This is a genomic window from Limnochorda sp. LNt (genome assembly GCF_035593265.1).
Classification (GTDB): domain Bacteria; phylum Bacillota; class Limnochordia; order Limnochordales; family Geochordaceae; genus Geochorda; species Geochorda subterranea.
Genome location: NZ_CP141614.1, coordinates 678,498 through 696,836 on the forward strand (window position 1 = coordinate 678,498; position 18,339 = coordinate 696,836).

An 18,339-nucleotide genomic window follows, 5' to 3' on the forward strand; every position below is an offset into this window, starting at 1 on the left:
GCGGCGTCGTTCAGGCAGGGGCGGAGAGCGGCGACGGCCGGGAGCGGCGCACCAGCGCCCACCCCCGCGGGGTGAGGCGCCAGCTCAGCCCGGTGGCGGGCGACCACGAGGCCCCCTGCGCGGCCAGCGGACACGTCGCTGCCACCGGGCAACCACGGCAGGCCGGCTCACCGGCCGACGGAGCAGGACATGCCTGGCCCAGGGGGGCGGGAGTCACCAGCCCCAGCGCGGCCAGCTCGCGCAACATGAGGCGCAACTGCTCGGGGTCGACCCGAAGCCGGCCGGCGAGGTCCGCGGCGCTGTCGTCCCGCCCGGAGGCCATCGCGTCCAGGAGGCGAGCCAGGGGCCCCTCGCTCAGGCCGCCCACAGCTGCAGGGCCCCCCAGTGGGCCACCCATGCCAGCCCGCCCGCCAGGAGCAGCGAGTAGCCGACCGAGACGAGGGTCCACCGCGTCGAGCCGATCTCCTGGCGGATGGTGACGGCCGTGGCCAGACACGGCGTGTAAAAGGTGTAGAAGACGAGGTACGAAAGTGCCTGCGGCACCGTCAGGGCAGCACGCAGCGCGGCGCCGAGACCTTGGTCCGCGCCCGCGGCGTACAGCACCGCCAGGGTGGGTAGCGAGGCCTCCTTGGCGAGGAAGCCCGGGAAGAGGGAGACGATCATCCGCCAGTCGAAGCCCAGCGGGCGTCCGAGGGGCTCCAGCAGGTGGCCCAGCCAGGCAGCGAAGCTCGACTCGACCGACCCCGAGGGGAAGTAGGCGATGGCCCAGACGACCGCGGTCATGGGGGCGATGACGGTGACGGCTCGCTGCAGGAAGTGGGCCGTCTGCTGCCAGGCATACACCGCCACGTTGCGCAGCCTCGGCATGCGGTAGGGAGGTAGCTCGATCAGGAAGGGCTCCTCGTCACCGCGCAGGAGGGTGCGAGAGAGCAGCCATGCGACGGAGAGGACCAGTACCAGACCCACGGCGTAGAGCCCCGCCATCACCCAGGCGGCACCGCTTCCCGGGAAGAAGACGCCGGCCATGAAGCCGATGACCACCAGGCGAGCCGAACAGATGACCAGCGGCGAGACCAGGACGCTGACCAGCCGGGCGGTCCTCGACGAGGCGGTGCGCGCGGCCATGACGGCCGGCACGTTGCACCCGTACCCGATGAAGAGCCCGATGCCGGCCTTGCCGTGCAGTCCGAAGCGGCTGAGCAGCCGGTCCAGTACGAACGCGGCCCGGGCGAAGTACCCCGAGTCCTCCAGCAGCCCCAGGAACAGGAAGAAGGCAGCGATCAGCGGCGCGAAGAGGGCCACGGTGGCGACGCCGGCCAGCACGCCGTCGGTGAGGAGCGCCAGGGTCCAGGGCGCCACTCGACCCGTCAGGGCCCCCGCGACGGAGACGGACAGCCACGCGAAGAGCCCGTCCAGCCATTCCTGCAAGGGGGCCGCGATCTGGAAGGCCGACCATATCCCGGCCGCCAGCGTGGCCGCGGTCAGCGGGGGGCCGACCACCGGATGCGTCACGACCAGGTCGACCCGATCCGCCAGTCTCGCCGGCGTCCCCCGCAGGGGTCGGCCGGCGACCCGCTCTCGCAGCGCCTCCCGGACCACGGCGGCGACCCACGCGTAGCGGGCGTCCGCCACCCGCACCGGGCCATCGGGCGCGGCGGCCTCGACGGCGCGTCGCAGCCGCTCCCGCTCCGCCTCGGGCAGGACCGCCTCGAGGTCCCGGATGGTCCCGGGGTCTTGCTGGATGAAACCCAGAGCCAAGCGGCGCCCGGCGACCGGATGGTCGCAGGGGATCTCGCGCAAGAGGCTTGCCACCAGGGCCTCGAGGGTCGAGTCGGGGTAGACCGGGGGAGATGGCGCCGCGACGCCGCCGGCGACGGCCGACTCCAGTGTACGGCGCAGGACGTCCAGCCCCTCGCCCGTGGCTGCGACGACGGGCACCACCGGCACTCCCAGTCGCCGTGCCAGGGCGTCGACGTCGATCTCCACGCCGAGGGCGCGGGCCATGTCCCCCATGGTCAGCGCCACGAATGTCGGGATCCCGAGCTCCAGCAGCTGCGAAGTCAGGTAGAGGTTGCGCTCCAGGTGGAGAGCGTCGACCACGTCGACGATGACGTCGGGCCTCTCTTCCACCAGGAACTGGCGGGTGACGGACTCCTCCAGCGTGTAGGACTCCAGGCTGTAGCTGCCGGGCAAGTCGACCAGCAGGGCGGTGCGGCCGCCCAGGTCGAGCGACCCCTCCCGGCGCTCCACCGTCTTGCCGGGCCAATTGCCGACCCTCTGGCGGAGGCCGGTGAGGGCGTTGAAGAGGCTGCTCTTGCCGACGTTGGGGTTGCCGGCTAGCGCCACGACCACGGGACGCTGCCCGGTGCCGATGGCGACGGCCTGCGGCGCTACATGGCAGCCCATCGGGGATGACCCCATCCCTGTCGCCGGCCGGCCGCCCCGAGCTCAGGGATGGGAGCACCGGGTGTCGGTGGCGGGGCCGCCGCGGGCGCGACCGTTCGCTGGACCCAGACGCGCTCGGCCATCCGCCGTCCGAGTGCCAGTCGGCTGCCCCTGACGGCGATGACGACCGGCCCTCCCAGGGCGTGGACCACCGCGAGGGGCGTGCCGGGCACCAGCCCCAGCGCCAGGGCTCGAGCCAGCAGCCCCCGGCCGCCGGCCAGGTGGCGCACGATCCCGACTTCACCCCGTTGCAGCGCACAGAGCGGCACCCACTCGGCAGGCGGCCCGCCTCCGTCCGCCCCGCTGGTCACGGGCGCCTCCGGAGCGGAGCCGGCGGGTGGTGGGCGTAAGTAGGAGTTATTATCGCTAACCACTCTCTCCCACGCCATCCCCTGAGACTGAAAATCGCTCTCACACCAAGCCTACGCGGAACTCGTCCACCCGTCAAGGGTACGCCAGTCAGTCCGCTCCGGGGACATTCGTCACTCCTGATGGACGATAGCGTCGCTTTACAATGAAGCCGGAGCCGGCCGGAGAGGGCTCAGGTCCCGGTGGAGACCATCTCAGGTCTCCGCCGGATGGGACGGAGCGGGGGGGAGCGATAGACTCCACCGCGGTGACAGGACCACCAGCACGGGGGGCAACGGTGGTGAAGGATCGCACCCGCACAGGAGGGTGGGCGCGTACGGCGGGGGTGGCCTTGCTCCTGACCGTGATGGGGGCAGGGGGAGCGGGGTATGCCGCGGCTCGGGGTGGTGCCCCGGCGCAGGCGGCGCCGTCGTCCTTCTCCCCTCTCGATGCTCTGGACGAGGCGAGCCAGGCCTGTCTCAGTTGCCACGAGATGGAGGGGATGTCCGTCATCTTCGTGGACGGGATCGAGGTGGACGTCCAGGTCGATCCGGAGGCGTTCGCCAGCTCGGTCCACGCCCAGGCGGGCCTGGGCTGCCAGACCTGTCACGTGGGGATCGACGACTATCCCCACCCCGAGGTGACGCAGACGCGGCTGCAGTGGGTGCTGGAGCAGCAGCATGTCTGCGCGTGGTGTCACTCGGCAGGCGACGACTTCCACCTCGGAGCGCACGGGCGCGCCCTGAGCCTGGGCGATCCCGACGTGCCCAACTGCACGACCTGCCACGGCGACGCTCATGCCATCCAACCGGTCGCCACGCCGGCCTTCCGGGCCGGCATCGTGGATACGTGCGCCTCCTGCCACGCCGATGACGAGCTGATGACGGCCCACGGGGTGAGGACCGGCACGGTCCCGAGCTACCTGGCGGAGTTTCACGGGCTGACCGCCTCGCTCCTCAAGGAGAAGGGGGCGACCATCCCCGTCGCGGTCTGCTCCGACTGTCACGGGGCCCATGCCATCCTGCCAGCCGACGATCCGTCCTCCAGCGTCTTCGTCACCAACCTGGCCGCCACGTGCCGCCGCTGCCACCCGGACGCCACCAACGCCTTCGCGACGGCTTGGAGCATGCACGACAACCCCGAGCGACACCCGCTGGTGGGCGGCATCGCGTGGTTCTACCGGATCGTCACGGGCATCTCGGTGCTGGGCTTCCTGGGCTACATCGCCCTGGAGCGGGCTCATCAGCGCCGGGAGCGCACACGGAGGGGGGCTTGACCCGTCGTGCGGGCGGGTATCGCCGAGCGGGCGGCGAGCCGCGCGGGCGCCGGCGCCGGCCCGGCGGAGGCGCAGGCGTACGTCCAGCGCTTCACCCGGTGGCAGGTGGTGCAGCACGCCGTGCTGATGGTGAGCTTCACGGGGCTGGCGTTGACCGGCATCCCGCAGAAGTACGCCCAGCTCGCCATCAGCCGCTGGCTCATCGAAGGGATGGGCGGCATCGAGCGAGTCCGCGAGGTCCATCACATACTGGCCTACGTCCTGCTGGGCCTGGGCCTCGTGCATGCCCTGGAGATGGTGGCGAGAGCCACCCGCTACGGTCTGCGCTCGCAGATGTGGCCGGGCGTCCAGGACGCCCGGGACCTGTTGCAGCAGCTTCGCTACTTCATGGGGCTCGAGCACGAGGAGCCCCGCTTCGGCCGGTACTCCTTCAAGGAGAAGTTCGAGTACTGGGCCGTGGTCTGGGGCACGGCCGTCATGGGATTGACCGGGCTGATCCTGCTCTACCCGGAGGTCGCGACCCGATACCTGCCCGGGGTCGTCGTCCCGGCCGCCAGGGCCGCCCACGGGGGCGAGGCGGTCCTGGCCGTGCTGGCCATCCTCATCTGGCACATGTACAACGCCCACCTGCGCGCCGAGGTCTTCCCCATGGACCCGGTGATCTTCACCGGCCGCATGCCCCGTGAGCGAGCCCTGCGGGAGCACCCGCTGGAGCTGGAGCCCCCGGGCCGGGCATCGGCTCAGACCTCGGCGACGGGGGCGTCCGTCACGTCGCCCGGAAGGGGAGGGGGCCCTTCGACCCCCTAGGGACCGCTGCCGAGAGAGGAGGTGTCATCGCACATGCGGGCGCGCTGGATGGTTGCGGTACTGATCGTGGGGTTCGCGCTCAGCTCGGTCGTCGCCGCCGTCGCGGCGGAGCAGGCGACCCTGCCCGCGATCCCCGGCATCACGGCGGAGGATACCCATCCCAACGGGTGCACCGACTGCCACCGCAAGGTGAGCGCGGACGGGGACTACAGCCTGGCCACGGAGATCGCCAACATGGTGAAGGAGGGCCGGCACCCGCGGGTCTCCGACCGCATGCTCCAGGATCTTCCCAAGCAGTGCATCACTTGCCACAAGCCCGACAGCAAGTACCCGTTCGGCGAGATCATGCACTCGGCGCACCTGACGGGCGGGGCGGAGAATCACTTCATCACCAACTACCAGGGCCAGTGCATGCACTGCCATGCCATGGATCCTCAGACCGGCAGCATCACGGTGAAGGGTCTCTGAGGGGGCGGGGGCGCCCCCTCGCCCTTCCCCTCGGGAGAGGTCGACGAGCATGGCACGACAGGCGACATCCCGGTGGCGCCTCTGGGTAGGGGCCTTGCTGGTGGTGGGAGCGACGGCCTACCTGATGGGCACAGCCTTCCACGGAGCGACGACCTATTATCTGTCAGCCGACGAGGCGCTGGCCAGGGCGGCCGGCCAGCGAGAGTCGCTGGCCGTGCGGGTGCGCGGCCGCGTCACGCCGGGGACCCTGCAGTTCGACGCGGTCCAGAGCACCCTGCGGTTCGTGCTGGGGCCTGACGAGACGGGCGCACCCGAGGCCTCCGCCCGAGCCGCCGTTGCTCCAGGGCCCTCCGGTGCGCCGGCTCGCGGCATCGACGTGGTCTACCGGGGCGCCCCTCCCGACAACCTCCAGGAGGGGAGCCCCGTCATCGTCGAAGGGCGACTGCGGGCCGAGGGCCGGCTCGAGGCGACCCAGGTGCTGGTCCAGTGCCCGTCGCGCTACGAGGCGGATCGATGAGCGGCCGTCCGCGCATCCCACGGCGCGAGAGGGGGTGTCCGGCATGAGCGGTGGGGATAGACCCGCATCCGAGCGCACCATCCGCGTGGTGGTGGCCGACGATCACACCATCGTGCGAGAGGGCCTCGTCATGATCTTGCGCTCCGCTCCCGACATCGAGGTGGTGGGCGAGGCGTCCGACGGCGAGCAGGCCGTCGCCATGGTGCAGCAGTCGCAGCCCGACGTGGTGGTCATGGACATCTCCATGCCCGGCACATCGGGGCTCGAGGCCATCCGTCGCATACGCCGCGACTGGCCGCAGGTCAAGGTGCTGGCGCTGACCATCCACGAGTCCGAGGACTACATCCTGCACGTGCTGCGCGCCGGCGTCCACGGCTACGTCGTCAAGCGCGCCGCGGGCCAGGAGCTGCTGAGCGCCATCCGGGCGGTGATGCGGGGAGAGTCGTACCTGCACCCGGCCATCGTCCAGGTGGTCCTGAGCGACTACCTGCACCGGCTCGAGCACGGGCAGGAGGAGCCCTTGCTCACCGAGCGAGAGCGTGAGATCGTGCGGCTCATCGCCGAGGGCTACAAAAACCGCGAGATCGCTCAGCGCCTCAACATCAGCCTCAAGACGGTGGAGACGCACCGCGCCAACATCATGCAGAAGCTCAACATCAACGATCGGGTCCAGCTGGTGCGCTTCGCCATCCGTACCCGCCTGATCGAGCCCTGAGTCGGGAGTAGGGGCTCGCGCCCAGACCAGATCAGGGCCTGACCCTTCTCCCGTACCGTCCCCATCCGATGGAGTCTCCCGCCCACCCGGCGCGACCCTGGAGGTGGGGGCGATGCAGCATGCTGCGGGAGAGCATCCGCCGGCTCCCCGGCCGGCCCAAGGCCCACCCCCGAGAATCGGGCAGCCTCCGGAGACGCTGGCTCCTGGTCGCGCCGCTGGTCGCCGCCGGTCTCCTGTCGATGGCGATGGGCTGGATGCTTCGCCCCCACGGTCTGGCAGTGGGAAGCTACGGGCTGCTCCTGGCGACGGTGGCGGCCCTGGCCGTCTGGCGGCGGATGGACCGGGGGTGATGCCGGTGAGTCGGGCTGTCTGGATGTGGGCCAGCTGGGCACTGGTGGCGGCATACGGGGCCTGGATGGCGTGGCACGAGATCTGGCCACAGGCGGCCGGGTTGCTTCAGCGGGCCATGGCGAGGAGCGCCTTCGCACCGTCACCGGACGCAGCGGAGCGGGGCCTGCTGCTGACCGCCGCCGGCTGGCTGGTCGGGTGGGTCGCGCTCTGCACGCTTTGGGCGGCCCTCCTGCTGTGGAGCAGCCGTCTCATCTGGGCCGGAGCCCCGCTGGCGCGAGCCCTCTTCGGCTGAGCGACGCCGCGCAGACGCGGCGACCTCCTACATGCACAAGCCGCCTCTTTTCGGATCGCCATGGCATGCACATAGGCATATCTCTCAGGCACATTCTGGGAAGGTTTTCATCGCCTCTGCGTGAATAACCCAGTACCGGGGGAGGGGTACCGGGCTCGCGCGGGGGTGAGGCACATTGCATGCTCGCGACCGGCTGTGGGGCCTCCTGTCGCATCGGGTGGTGCCCGCACACGCTTGCTGGTTTTGCTCGGGGCCCGAGCACTTCGCGGCCATCGTGGCGCCGCTGGCCACGGCGGCGCTCGGGGCGGATCGGTCCGTGCGTGTGATGGGACCCTCCGACTTCGTCGAGGCGCTGCGGGCGGACCGTCGCCTGCCGCCGGCGCGCCGTCTGGCCATCGAGGCCATCGATGGGGGCCTGCACGCCTCGCGGGCAGAGGAGCTGCTCGACGGGGTGCCGGCGGGGACCCTCGTCGTCCATGCGACTGCGTGGGACGAGGCGAGGGGACGACCCAGTGGGGCCGAGCTCGAGCGGCTGGACCACCTCGAGACCCTCCTCGGCCGCCTCGTCACGTCGGGGCTCGTCGTGGGCCTGTGCGTCTACGACCTATCGGCCGTCTGCCGCTGGCAGGCCGACGTCCTGGCCGAGCGGCATCACGCTCACGTCCTGGCGGCGGGCCGACTGCTGCCGTTCAGCGAAGCGCTAGGGAAGCCAATCGAGAGCCTTCCTCCAGCGCTTGCCGATTGAGTGGCAGCAGGTGCTGGTGACGCGGGTGGATGACGGTCGCCAGCGCCCTCTGTAGCGACTCGATGGAGACGGCGCCCGTGGCCGCGGCGAGGGCTCCCAGGGCGACCATGTTGGCCACCGCCGGGGCGCCGTGGGCAGACGCCCACTCGGTGGCGGGCACCATCAGCACCCGGATGTCGGTGCGCCGAGGGGGGACCGGCAGCAGGGAGACGTTGGCTACCAGCACGCCGCCTGGCGCCACCTTCGACTCGAAGCGCTCGAGCGACGGCCGGTTGAGGACGATGAGGCCGGTTGGCCGCGTGACGACGGGTGACGCCACGGGCTCGTCGGCGATGACCACCGAGCAGTGAGCCGTGCCGCCGCGCATCTCGGGGCCGTACGAAGGCGCCCACGACACCTCCCGGCCCTCGTCCATGGCGGCGTGGGCCAGCAGCACACCCGCCAGCATCACGCCCTGGCCCCCGAAGCCCGCGATGAGGATCTGGTGCTCCACCTACGCCGCCCCCCGTACGTCCTTGAATTCGCCCAGCGGATAGTGGGGGATCATCCGCTCCTCGATCCAGCGCAAGGCCTCTCGAGGCGACAGCCCCCAGTTGACCGGGCAGCTCGAGAGCAGCTCGACCATCGAGAAGCCGAGTCCCTGGATCTGGACCTCCAGGGCCTTGCGAATGGCCCGTTTGGCCCTCCCCACGTGCAACGGATCGTGCAGCGACATGCGCGCCACGTACGCCGTGCCGTCCAGGGTGGCCAGGATCTCGCTCATGCGGATGGGATGCCCTGCCCTCTCGGCGATGCGGCCGCCCGGGGTCGTGGTGGTGGCCTGACCGACCAGGGTGGTGGGGGCCATTTGGCCGCCGGTCATGCCGTAGATGGCGTTGTTGACGAAGATGACCGTGATGCGCTCGCCACGGGCGGCGGCGTGCAGGATCTCGGCCGTGCCGATGGCGGCCAGGTCGCCGTCTCCCTGGTAGGTGAAGACCACCGCGTCGGGCCGGACGCGCTTGATGCCCGTGGCCACGGCCGGCGCCCGACCGTGGGCCGCCTGCTGGAAGTCGCATCGGAAGTATTGGAAGGAGAAGACGGAGCAGCCCACCGACGCCACCCCGATGGTGCGCTCCAGGATGCCCAGCTCGTCGATGGCCTCGGCGACGAGGCGGTGAGCCAGACCGTGCGTGCAGCCAGGACAGTAGTGGAAGGGCTTGTCGCTCAAGGCCCGAGGCCGGGCGGCCACCACACGGGCCCGGGCGTCGCCCGAGAGCTCCACGGTGCGTGCCATGGGGAGCCTCACCCTCTCGTCTGGCTCGCGGTCGCCGTCGGCGCCGCGAGCTGTTGCCACATCGACTCCAGGCGCACGGCGATCTCCTCGGGCTCGGGCAGCATGCCCCCGGTGCGCCCGTAGAAGAGGACGGGCCGCCGTCCCTCCACCGCCAACCGCACGTCCTCCACCATCTGGCCCAGGCTCAGCTCTACGGTGAGGAAGCCCAGGGCCCGATCCATCAGCCCATCGAAGGTTGACCGGGGGAAGGGCCACAGGGTGACGGGGCGCACCAGACCGACCGGGATGCCGGCTCGGCGCGCTGTCCGCATGGCCGCTCGGGCGATGCGGGCGGCCGTGCCGTAGGCCACCAGGAAGAGGCGGGACCGCCCGTCCGGATCCTCCACCACGGCCCGTTGCTCGGCCTGCTCGATGGCGCGGTGCTTCTGCTGGAGTCGGAGGTTGTGGGCCTCCAGCTCAGCGGGGTCGAGACAGAAGGAGTTGATGACGTTGGGGGGGCGCCCCCGGGCGCCGGTGGTGGCCCACGGGCGGTGGGGCGGCTCGACGGGCCGCTCGGGTGGCAGCACGACGGGCTCCATCATCTGCCCGAGCAGGCCGTCGCCCACCACCATGACCGGGATGCGGTAGCGCTCGGCCAGCTCGAAGGCGTCGACCATGGAGTCGGCCAGCTCCTGCACGGAGGCGGGTGCCAGGACGATGAGCCGGTAGTCACCGTGTCCGCCGCCCCGGGTCGCCTGGAAGTAGTCGGCCTGGGACGGGTGAATCCCGCCCAGGCCGGGGCCTCCCCGCATCATGTTGACGATGACGCAGGGCAGCTCGGCACCCGCGATGTAGGAGATGCCCTCCTGCTTGAGGCTGATGCCGGGACTCGACGACGAGGTCATGACGCGGCCGCCGGCACCGGCCGCCCCGTAGACCATGTTGATGGCGGCCACCTCGCTCTCGGCCTGCAAGAAGACCCCTCCCACCTCCGGCAGGCGGCGCGCCATGTACTCGGGCAGCTCGGACTGGGGGGTGATGGGGTATCCGAAGAAGTAGCGGCATCCCGCCCGGATGGCCGCCTCCCCCATCGCCTCCAGCCCCTTCATCAAAAGACGTCGGCCGTCGCCGCTCGGCGAGGTCACCGGCCACTCCTCCTTTCGACTCGGGTGCACCCGGGGCCCGGCCTATCGCGCCATCGAGGTCGTCGGACGCAGCACGGCGATGGAGATGGCAGCCTCGGGGCACATGCGGGCGCAGTGCGCGCAGCCGGTGCAGGCGTCGGGTCGCACGACGACGGCGGGCCGGTAGCCCGAGGCATTGAAGTCGCGGTCCGAAAGGGCGAGGACGCCGGTGGGGCAAAAGGAGATGCACAGCTCGCAGCCCTTGCAGCGGTCGCGATCGATGGAGACAGTAACCGCTTTCAATATCGACACCTCCTCATATCCCCCCTGCGTGCAAGAGTACCCCGCCGCCGCCCGCCGAACCTGCCGCGCCGGTTGACATGCCCCACCCATGTGGCTATGATTTGGGCAAAAGTGAATCCGGCGGCAGACCTGGTATCGAGAGTGGCGGAGGGACTGGCCCGATGAAGCCCGGCAACCGGCGACGCGCCGTGCGTCGCAGTGGTGCCAACTCCTGCCGGCGAAAGCCCGGAGAGATACGAGGTCCCGAGGCTGGGCAGCGCTGAGCGCGAGACGGCGCATGACCTCTTCCGGGTGGAAGAGGTCTTTTTTTGCGCTGGAGCTGACGCCGAGGGACCGTGACGTGGCGGGTGGACATGCGAGCCGACACCGTAGGAAGCGAGACGACGTGGGCGGCCCCCATCGAGGTCGATGAGCGAGACGGGACTGCCGCTCGCCCCGAGGGCGTGGCGGCCACGGTGAGGCTGGAGGGGCTGTGCAAGACCTTCCGCCAGGGAGGGCGGGAGGTCGTCGCGCTACGCGACGTCTCCCTGGAGGTGTGGCCGGGCGAGTCCTTCGGCATCATCGGGCTCTCCGGGGCGGGCAAGAGCACCCTGGTGCGCTGCATCAACCTCCTCGAGCGCCCGGACCGGGGGCGCGTCTGGGTCGACGGCGTCGAGCTGACGGCGCTGGGGACCGGACGCCTGCGGGAGGCCCGGCGGCGCATCGGGATGGTCTTTCAGCACTTCAACCTGCTCCACTCCCGCACCGTCTTCGGCAACGTCGCCTTTCCGCTGGAGATCGCGGGGATCCCCCGGGCGCGCATCCGCGCCAGGGTGATGGAGCTCCTGGACCTGGTGGGCTTGGCGGGTCGAGCCCACGCCTACCCCTCGCAGCTGAGCGGGGGTCAGCGTCAGCGGGTGGGGATCGCCCGTGCCCTGGCACCGGAGCCCCGGGTGCTGCTGTGCGACGAGCCCACCTCCGCGCTGGACGCCGAGACCACATCGCAGATCCTGGCGCTGCTGCGGCGCATCAACCGGGAGCTCGGCATCACCATGCTCATCATCACGCACGAGCTCCCGGTGGTGCAGGCCATCTGCGACCGGGTGGCGGTCATGGCCGACGGGCGGGTCGAGGAGGTGGGAGACACCATCTCGGTACTGACGCGGCCGCGCTCGGCCGCGGCCCGGCGACTGGTCGGCGCGCCCGCGGCACGGGCGCTGGCCCAGCTGGTCCAGGAGGCCGACGGCACCCCCCAGCCGGCCGGGCGGCTGTTCCGCCTGGCCTTCCTGGGGCCGGTGGCCGAGCGACCGGTCATCTCCGAGGTGTTGCGGGCCTTCGACGTGACCATCAACATCGTCCACGGCAACGTCGACCGCATCGGCCGCACGCCCTTCGGCACCCTGGTGGTGGCCATCGACGGGGAGCCTCGCCAGGTGGAGGCCGCCGTCCAGACCATGCGCTCGTGGGGCGTCGAGGTGGTGGCGTGGCAATGAGCGCGCAGCTGCTGTGGCAGGCGACGCTGGAGACCCTCTACATGACAGGCGTGGCGACCCTGCTGGCGCACCTGGCGGGCATTCCGATGGGGGTGCTCCTGGTGGTGACGGATCGGGGCCACGTGCTGGAGCACCGGTGGCTTCACGAGGTCCTGGCCGCCGTGGTCAACATCGGCCGCTCCGTGCCCTTCATCATCCTGCTGGTGGCCATCATCCCCTTCACGCGGTGGGTGGTGGGCACCTCCATCGGGACCAGCGCCGCCATGGTGCCCCTGACCGTGGCGGCCATCCCGTTCGTGGCGCGCTTGGTGGAGACGGCGCTGCGGGAGGTGGACCCCGGCGTGGTCGAGGCCGCGCTGTCGATGGGCGCCACTCCGTGGCAGATCGTGACGCGGGTCCTGCTGCCCGAGGCGCTGCCCTCCCTGGCGCTGGGGGCTGCGATCACCGCTGTCAGCGTGCTGGGGTACTCGGCCATGGCCGGCGCGGTGGGAGGGGGTGGGCTCGGGGATCTGGCGGTCCGCTACGGCTACCAGCGCTTTCGGACCGACGTCATGCTGCAGACCGTCGTGCTGCTGGTGATCCTCGTCCAGGCCATCCAGGCCGCGGGCGACGCAGCCGCCCGCCGGCTTCGCCACTAGACTCGAGGAGTCGGTCAAGAAGAGGGGGCATCCTTCGTACCATGTATCAGGACAAGCTGGTCTCCGCGGGGCCCGCCCGGCGGTGGGCACTGGGCCTGGGAGCGGTGTTGCTGCTGGCAGTGGGGCTGGGCAGCGTCGTGACCGACGTGCGGGCCGCCGGGGCGACGGTGGTCCGCGTCGGCGCCACCCCCGTACCTCACGCGGAGGTGCTGGAGTTCATCAAGCCCATGCTGGCGCAGGAGGGCATCGAACTGCGCATCATCGAGTTCACCGACTACGTGCGTCCCAATCTGGCCCTGGCCGACGGGGAGCTGGAGGCCAACTACTTCCAGCACATCCCCTACCTGGAGACCTTCTCCAAGGATCACCGCCTCGATCTGACGTACATCGCCCGTGTGCACATCGAGCCCATGGGCCTCTACTCGCAACGGGTGCGGAACGTGGAGGATCTGCGGCAGGGGGCCGTCGTGGCCATCCCCAACGACCCGACCAACGCCGGGCGGGCGCTGCAGCTGCTGCAGCAGGCCGGCCTGGTGGAGCTCGAGCCCGGCCTGGGCCTGTCGGCCACCGTGCTCGACATCGTGCGCAACCCCAAGGGCCTGGTGATCCGGGAGCTGGAGGCGGCCCAGCTGCCCCGGGTGCTGCGCGACGTCGACGCGGCGGTCATCAACGGCAACTACGCGCTGGAGGCGGGACTGCGGCCCATCCCCGACGCCATCGTGCTCGAGGACGTCCAGCAGCCCTACGTGAGCCCGCTGGCCAACGTCCTGGCGGTGCGCACCCGGGACAAGGACGACCCTGTGCTGCAGAAGGTGGCGCAGGCTCTCACCTCCCAGGAGGTGCGCCAGTTCCTCCTGGAGCGCTACAAGGGGGCTGTCCTGCCGGCCTTCTGAGCGGATCGGGGCGGTGCCGCGAGGGGGTCGTCAGGGACGTCTGCGCGTGAAGCCGATAGGACGACGTGACCAGGAACGGCAGCAGGGGGCGGCCGACGCGGCCGTCCCCCTGACGCGTCTGCTGGAGGCGGTCCCCAACCTGCTCGGAGTGTCGTCGGGCCGTGCCGACGAGGACGGGTGGATCCGGGGCCTGACCGCCGACTCGAGGTCGGTGAGGCCCGGTGACTGTTTCGTCGCCATCCGGGGGACGCGCCTCGACGGTCACGCCTACGTGGACGAGGCCGTCCGCCGGGGGGCGGCCGCCGTCGTGGTAGACAGGCCGGAGGTGTCGCGGCGCCTCGCCAGCCTCGAGCCCCGCCTGCCCGTCGTCCTGGTGGGCGACAGCCGGCTGGCGCTGGCGTGGATGGCCGCGGCGTGGTACCGACACCCGTCCGATGCGCTCCACGTCGTGGGCGTGACCGGCACGGTGGGCAAGACGTCCACCGCACTGTATGCCCGGCAGCTGCTGGAGACCGCCGGCATCCCCACGGGCGCCGTGGGGACCCTGGGCATCTTCACGAGCACGGGATGGCGGCCCTCGGAGCTGACCACCCCCGACCCCATGACGCTGCAGGCAGCCCTGCGGGACATGGCGGACGAGGGGCTGCACGCCGCCACGCTCGAGGTGTCGTCGCACGCGCTGCTGCAGCACCGCGCCGCCTCGGTGCGGCTGCGCACCGGCGTACTGACGGAGATGGCGCCCCATGAGCACGTCGACGTCCACCCCACCTTCGAGGCCTACCTGCAGGCCAAGGCGCGGTTGCTGGACCTCCTGGATCCGGAGGCCATCCTCGTCTACCACGCCGGCAACACCCACTCGCGGACGCTGGCTGCGCGGTGGCCGGCGCCCCAGCGGATCGGCTACCAGCTGCGGGACGGGAGCGCCGCCCTCGGGGTCGGGCCGTCGGAGGGAGAGGGCGCCCGCGTCGAGGGACGGATCCGAGGGCTCGACCTGTCGGGGATCGCGCTGGAGCTGCACGTCGCTGTCGACGCGCGGCCGGCGCTGACGATGCCGGTCCACCTCTCGCTGGTGGGACCCCAGGCCGCGCTGGCGGCCGTGGGAGCAGCGGCGGTCGCGCTGGCGATGGGGGTGCCGCCCGAAGCCCTGCGCCACGGCCTCGCGGGCCTTCACCCGCTGCGTCGGCGCACGGAGGTGCTGATGCGCGAGCCCTTCGTCGTCATCGATGACACGGCGGCTCACCCGGCGAGCCTCGAGCGCTTGCTGGGCACGCTGGCCGCTTGCCGGGCTCGGGGCATCGTCTTGCTGATGGGCATCCGGGGAAGCCGGGGTGTCGAGATCAACGCCCGCAACGGGCAGGTCGTGGCGGCCTGGTCGCACCGATTGCCCATCGAGGCCATCGTCGTCACCGACGCCGAGGAGGCGGTGGGCCCCAGGGATCGGGTCCTCCCCGAGGAGCGGCGAGCCGTCCTCTCGGCCCTGGCATCGGGCCCCATCCCCCCGCTGCACCTGCCGGGCCTCGAGCAGGCCGTGGCGGCCGCGCTCCACCGGATCCGGCCGGGCGGCGTGCTGGTCATGACCGGCACCCAGGCGCTGGACGGGGCCGCCTCGCTGCTGTTGCGCCGATTGGGGCGGGAGGACGGGGCGGGCAGGGCGGAGGTCTAGTCCAACGCTGCGACCCCCGCAGGATCTTGGCGGTACGTGCGTAATCCCGAGGTAGGCCCCGTGGCCGCCGGGTTGTCCGGCATGCGGCACCCCATCGGAGCATCGCACGCATGACGACACGTCGGACAGGGACCCCCTTGCACCGTCTGTTGCACGCCCTGTGGAGGGTGGGTGCGGCCCGCGACGTCGGCGCGACCTGCCGCCAGCTCGCTCGAGAGAGCTCCGCCTTGACCGGGGCCGACGGAGTGGCCGTGTACCTGTGGTCCGGCGATCGCGGCCCCGTGTGCGCACACACCCGGGGGGTATCGGCGTCCTCCGACCGGGCGATGCGCCATTCGATGCGCAAGCTGGTGGCAGGGGTCCGAGGGCGCCTGCCTCGGCCGCGGATCATCGCGGACGCCACGGCCCAGCACCGTTGGCCCGATCTGGCCGAGGCCGCAAGACGAGAGGGATGGCGGACCGTCGCCCTCTTTCCGCTCGTCTTCGAGCGCCGGGTCGCCGGCGTACTGGCGCTTTTCCACCGCGCGGCCCGGTCCTATCGTCCCGCCGAGCGGCAGGCGCTGGAGGCCATCGCCCATCATGCGGCACTGTCGCTCTCGAGCGCCCAGCTGGTGCAGCAGAGCCGCCAGCGTGCCGACGAGCTGCAGCAGATGTACGACCGGCTGCACGAGGCGTACCGGCACCTGCAGGCCTTCCACGACGTCGGCGTCGAGCTGGTGGCCAGCCTCGACGTCCACCGGGTGTTGCAGACCGTGGCGCGTTACGCCGCCGAGCTGACAGGCTCCGATGCGGGCGGGGTCTTCGAGTTCGACCCCGCCGCCGGCACCCTGCGCGTGAGCGCCGGTTACCGGGCCTCGCCGGCCTTCGAGGAGGGGATCCTGCAGGCGCGGGTCACCCTCGGGCAAGGGGCCATCGGCCAGGCGGCTCTGGACGGCCGCCCGGTGCAGATCCCCGACGTCGAGGCCGAGCCGGACTATCCCTTCCATCCGCTGGTGCGGGCCGAGGGCTTCCGCGCCATCCTGGCGGTGCCGATGCTGGCGCGGGGGGAGCTGCTGGGAGGGGTCGTGGTGTGGCGGCGCACGCCGGGACCCTTCCCGCCCGAGCAGGTCCAGCTGCTGGAGGCGCTGGCGCAGCAGTCCGCGGCGGCCATCCGCAACGCGCGGCTCTACGCCGCCCTGGAGAAGGCCTACGACGACACGCTGGAGGCATTGACGGCCGCGCTCGACGTGCGCGACCGCGACACCGAGGGGCACTCGCGCCGGGTGGCCGCGCTCGCCCTGGCCATCGGCCGCGAGCTGGGGCTCCCGCACGAGCAGTTGCAGGCCCTGTACCGGGGCGGGCTGCTGCACGACATCGGCAAGATCGGCATCCCCGACCGCATCCTCCACAAGCCCGGCCCCCTTGACGAGGAGGAGTGGGCCGTCATGCGCCGCCACCCGAGGCTCGGCTTCAAGGTGCTGGACGGCGTCGAGTTCCTGCTGGCCGGCAGCGAGGTGGTGCTCTACCACCACGAGCGCTACGACGGCAAGGGCTACCCCATGGGGCTGCGCGGCGACGCGATCCCGCTCGTCGCCCGGGTCTTCGCGGTGGCCGACGCCTACGACGCCATGACGTCGCCCCGGCCCTACCGGGCCCCCATGGATTCCCGCTCGGCCATCGAGGAGATCGTGCGAAACGCCGGCAGCCAGTTCGACCCGCAGGTGGTCCGGGCCTTCCTGCGGGTGGTGGGAGCGCCCGGATCCGGCTCCAACGGCGCGCACCCGCTCAGCACGCCGGCGCCGTGAAGGGGGTCATCACCGGCCGGGACGAGGCGGCGCGGTCCAGGAGGGGGGCGAGATCCTCGAGGGCGACAGCCCAACCCCCGCCGCTGTCCTGACCCCCGCCGCGAGGCGCCAGCCGGAGCTCGAGCGTGTGCCGAAAGCCCGCGTCGGGGTCGGGACCCGCGTAGTAGACGAGGGCCTGCAGGCGAGCACGGATCGGCTCGCCCGGACGTGGAGGGCCGGTCGTCTCCACGCGTTCCACGACGACGTAGCGGATCTCCTCCCGCAGGCGGCCCGGAAGCGAGTCGTCGCCACCCGTGCTGGCCAGCGCCAGCCCCGCCTCGTCGTCCTCGTTGATGGCGGCAACGGCCCACGTGACGAGCTGGTCGGGGGGCAGCCGCGCCATGCGCTCGGCCAGCCGTCCCCCGGCCTGCCAGACCATCAGCTGGTGCGAGGGATCCACCCGCCGGCTCGCATGCACCCGGCTCTCCAGGAAGTGCAGGCAGAAATGGCCGGGGAAGTCGTTGTCCTCGACCACCCCGTGGCCGTGGGGCATCCCGTTGATGGAGGCGGCGATGCGACGGCCCGCGACGACCGCCACCACGGGCCGGCGCCGCCAGCTCCACTCTCCGCCGTACAGGGCGCGCAAGACGGCCGTATCACGCCGGGTCGCAGGCTCCACGTCCGCGTGGAGGTACCCCCCGTAGCGGCGTACCGTCAGGCGCACACCGGTCCGCAGGTCCTCCACGACGGCCTCACTGTCCCAGAGAAAGAGCGGGTCGACCCCGGTCCATGGCACGAGCTCGCCGAAGAGGCCCGACGCCAGACGTCGCACGGCCTCGGCCGCGGCTGCCCGCGCCTCGGGGGTACCCTGGAGCCGGGCTCGGCGGGTTGGATCCCAAAGCCCGCCGTCGGTCAGCACCCACAACTCCCGCCCGGGCTCGGTCCCCGTCTCGACGCGAAGCCGCCACAGCGGCCAGACCGAAGGCGGGCCGTCGGTCGCGACCCTGCTGGCGTCCAGACTCCGAGCGGCCAGGGGCTCCCAGAGCCGGCGCTCGGTCAACACCAGCCGGCGCCTCCACTCTGTCCAGGGAGCTTCGACGACGACCCGGCCCTCGGCCGGGTCCCGCAAGGCCCCCCAGGCAGCCCACGCCAAGAGCGAGCTCACCGACGTCAGTGCTGCAGCGGTCGCCACCCATCTCTGCCACCGCCAGGGCGGGACGGGACGCGGGCGGACGGGCCGGCCCGCCATCGGTCACTCCCCCTG

Annotated in this window: 21 protein-coding genes and 1 riboswitch; of the genes, 13 read left to right on the top strand and 8 right to left on the bottom strand. The window is 71.7% G+C overall.

Features of this window, described 5'->3' with window-relative positions; genetic code table 11:
* Window positions 1-10: 10 nt before the first annotated feature.
* From VLY81_RS03135 to VLY81_RS03145, 3 genes are read right to left on the bottom strand one after another with little or no spacing between them, the layout of a single operon-like run.
* Entirely contained in the window at window positions 11-367 is a 357-nt protein-coding gene (locus VLY81_RS03135; protein ID WP_324669569.1) for a hypothetical protein, read from the bottom strand.
* Window positions 355-2,406 (bottom strand): ferrous iron transport protein B, encoded by a 2,052-nt coding sequence (feoB, locus tag VLY81_RS03140; protein WP_324669570.1) that lies wholly within the window; start codon window positions 2,404-2,406, stop codon window positions 355-357. Before feoB ends, VLY81_RS03135 begins: the two co-directional genes overlap by 13 nt.
* Window positions 2,391-2,756, bottom strand: a complete 366-nt coding sequence (locus VLY81_RS03145; RefSeq protein WP_324669571.1) for a FeoA family protein — start codon at window positions 2,754-2,756, stop codon at window positions 2,391-2,393. Before VLY81_RS03145 ends, feoB begins: the two co-directional genes overlap by 16 nt.
* Window positions 2,757-3,094: 338 nt before the next feature.
* On the opposite strand from VLY81_RS03145, the gene VLY81_RS03150 reads away from it, so the two are divergent.
* The 8 genes from VLY81_RS03150 to VLY81_RS03185 all read left to right on the top strand — a co-directional run bounded on the left by VLY81_RS03150 (window position 3,095) and on the right by VLY81_RS03185 (window position 7,964).
* On the top strand, window positions 3,095-4,069 hold the full coding sequence (locus VLY81_RS03150; protein ID WP_324669572.1) for a cytochrome c3 family protein: 975 nt from the start codon (window positions 3,095-3,097) through the stop codon (window positions 4,067-4,069).
* A 6-nt stretch (window positions 4,070-4,075) separates the two neighbouring features.
* Window positions 4,076-4,876 (top strand): formate dehydrogenase subunit gamma, encoded by an 801-nt coding sequence (locus VLY81_RS03155; protein ID WP_324669573.1) that lies wholly within the window; start codon window positions 4,076-4,078, stop codon window positions 4,874-4,876.
* A gap of 33 nt (window positions 4,877-4,909) precedes the next feature.
* Window positions 4,910-5,344, top strand: coding sequence for a cytochrome c3 family protein (locus VLY81_RS03160; RefSeq protein ID WP_324669574.1), 435 nt, complete (start codon window positions 4,910-4,912; stop codon window positions 5,342-5,344).
* A gap of 49 nt (window positions 5,345-5,393) precedes the next feature.
* Entirely contained in the window at window positions 5,394-5,861 is a 468-nt protein-coding gene (locus tag VLY81_RS03165; RefSeq protein WP_324669575.1) for a cytochrome c maturation protein CcmE, read from the top strand.
* Between the two features lie 43 nt (window positions 5,862-5,904).
* Entirely contained in the window at window positions 5,905-6,576 is a 672-nt protein-coding gene (locus VLY81_RS03170) for a response regulator transcription factor (RefSeq protein ID WP_324669576.1), read from the top strand.
* 119 nt (window positions 6,577-6,695) lie between these two features.
* The gene (locus VLY81_RS03175; RefSeq protein WP_324669577.1) at window positions 6,696-6,926 is read left to right on the top strand and encodes a hypothetical protein; all 231 of its coding nucleotides are present in this window, start codon (window positions 6,696-6,698) and stop codon (window positions 6,924-6,926) included.
* A gap of 5 nt (window positions 6,927-6,931) precedes the next feature.
* On the top strand, window positions 6,932-7,219 hold the full coding sequence (locus VLY81_RS03180) for a hypothetical protein (RefSeq protein ID WP_324669578.1): 288 nt from the start codon (window positions 6,932-6,934) through the stop codon (window positions 7,217-7,219).
* Window positions 7,220-7,436: 217 nt separating this feature from the next.
* Window positions 7,437-7,964, top strand: coding sequence for a DEAD/DEAH box helicase family protein (locus VLY81_RS03185; RefSeq protein WP_324669579.1), 528 nt, complete (start codon window positions 7,437-7,439; stop codon window positions 7,962-7,964).
* On the opposite strand, the gene VLY81_RS03190 is transcribed toward VLY81_RS03185, so the two are convergent.
* From VLY81_RS03190 to VLY81_RS03205, 4 genes are all read right to left on the bottom strand, one after another.
* Window positions 7,909-8,457 (bottom strand): 2-oxoacid:ferredoxin oxidoreductase subunit gamma family protein, encoded by a 549-nt coding sequence (locus VLY81_RS03190; protein ID WP_324669580.1) that lies wholly within the window; start codon window positions 8,455-8,457, stop codon window positions 7,909-7,911. The genes VLY81_RS03185 and VLY81_RS03190 overlap by 56 nt on opposite strands.
* On the bottom strand, window positions 8,458-9,240 hold the full coding sequence (locus VLY81_RS03195) for a thiamine pyrophosphate-dependent enzyme (RefSeq protein WP_324669581.1): 783 nt from the start codon (window positions 9,238-9,240) through the stop codon (window positions 8,458-8,460). It abuts the gene before it with no gap.
* 8 nt (window positions 9,241-9,248) lie between these two features.
* Entirely contained in the window at window positions 9,249-10,328 is a 1,080-nt protein-coding gene (locus tag VLY81_RS03200) for a 3-methyl-2-oxobutanoate dehydrogenase subunit VorB (RefSeq protein WP_405001318.1), read from the bottom strand.
* 78 nt (window positions 10,329-10,406) lie between these two features.
* Entirely contained in the window at window positions 10,407-10,646 is a 240-nt protein-coding gene (locus VLY81_RS03205) for a 4Fe-4S binding protein (protein ID WP_324669583.1), read from the bottom strand.
* A 129-nt stretch (window positions 10,647-10,775) separates the two neighbouring features.
* A riboswitch (SAM riboswitch) is annotated at window positions 10,776-10,886 on the top strand.
* A gap of 113 nt (window positions 10,887-10,999) precedes the next feature.
* Between VLY81_RS03205 and VLY81_RS03210 the strand changes: the two genes are divergently transcribed.
* The 5 genes from VLY81_RS03210 to VLY81_RS03230 all read left to right on the top strand — a co-directional run bounded on the left by VLY81_RS03210 (window position 11,000) and on the right by VLY81_RS03230 (window position 17,096).
* The gene (locus tag VLY81_RS03210; protein ID WP_324669584.1) at window positions 11,000-12,118 is read left to right on the top strand and encodes a methionine ABC transporter ATP-binding protein; all 1,119 of its coding nucleotides are present in this window, start codon (window positions 11,000-11,002) and stop codon (window positions 12,116-12,118) included.
* On the top strand, window positions 12,115-12,756 hold the full coding sequence (locus VLY81_RS03215; RefSeq protein ID WP_324669585.1) for a methionine ABC transporter permease: 642 nt from the start codon (window positions 12,115-12,117) through the stop codon (window positions 12,754-12,756). Before VLY81_RS03210 ends, VLY81_RS03215 begins: the two co-directional genes overlap by 4 nt.
* Window positions 12,757-12,797: 41 nt before the next feature.
* Window positions 12,798-13,649 carry a MetQ/NlpA family ABC transporter substrate-binding protein gene (locus VLY81_RS03220; RefSeq protein ID WP_324669587.1) on the top strand — a complete coding sequence of 284 codons (852 nt, stop codon included), beginning with the start codon at window positions 12,798-12,800 and terminating at the stop codon, window positions 13,647-13,649.
* A 46-nt stretch (window positions 13,650-13,695) separates the two neighbouring features.
* Window positions 13,696-15,312, top strand: a complete 1,617-nt coding sequence (locus tag VLY81_RS03225) for a Mur ligase family protein (protein ID WP_324669588.1) — start codon at window positions 13,696-13,698, stop codon at window positions 15,310-15,312.
* Window positions 15,313-15,422: 110 nt separating this feature from the next.
* Window positions 15,423-17,096, top strand: coding sequence for an HD domain-containing phosphohydrolase (locus VLY81_RS03230; protein ID WP_324669589.1), 1,674 nt, complete (start codon window positions 15,423-15,425; stop codon window positions 17,094-17,096).
* Here the strand turns inward: VLY81_RS03230 and VLY81_RS03235 are convergent.
* Window positions 17,077-18,240, bottom strand: coding sequence for a hypothetical protein (locus VLY81_RS03235; RefSeq protein WP_324669590.1), 1,164 nt, complete (start codon window positions 18,238-18,240; stop codon window positions 17,077-17,079). The genes VLY81_RS03230 and VLY81_RS03235 overlap by 20 nt on opposite strands.
* Window positions 18,241-18,339: the final 99 nt, after the last annotated feature.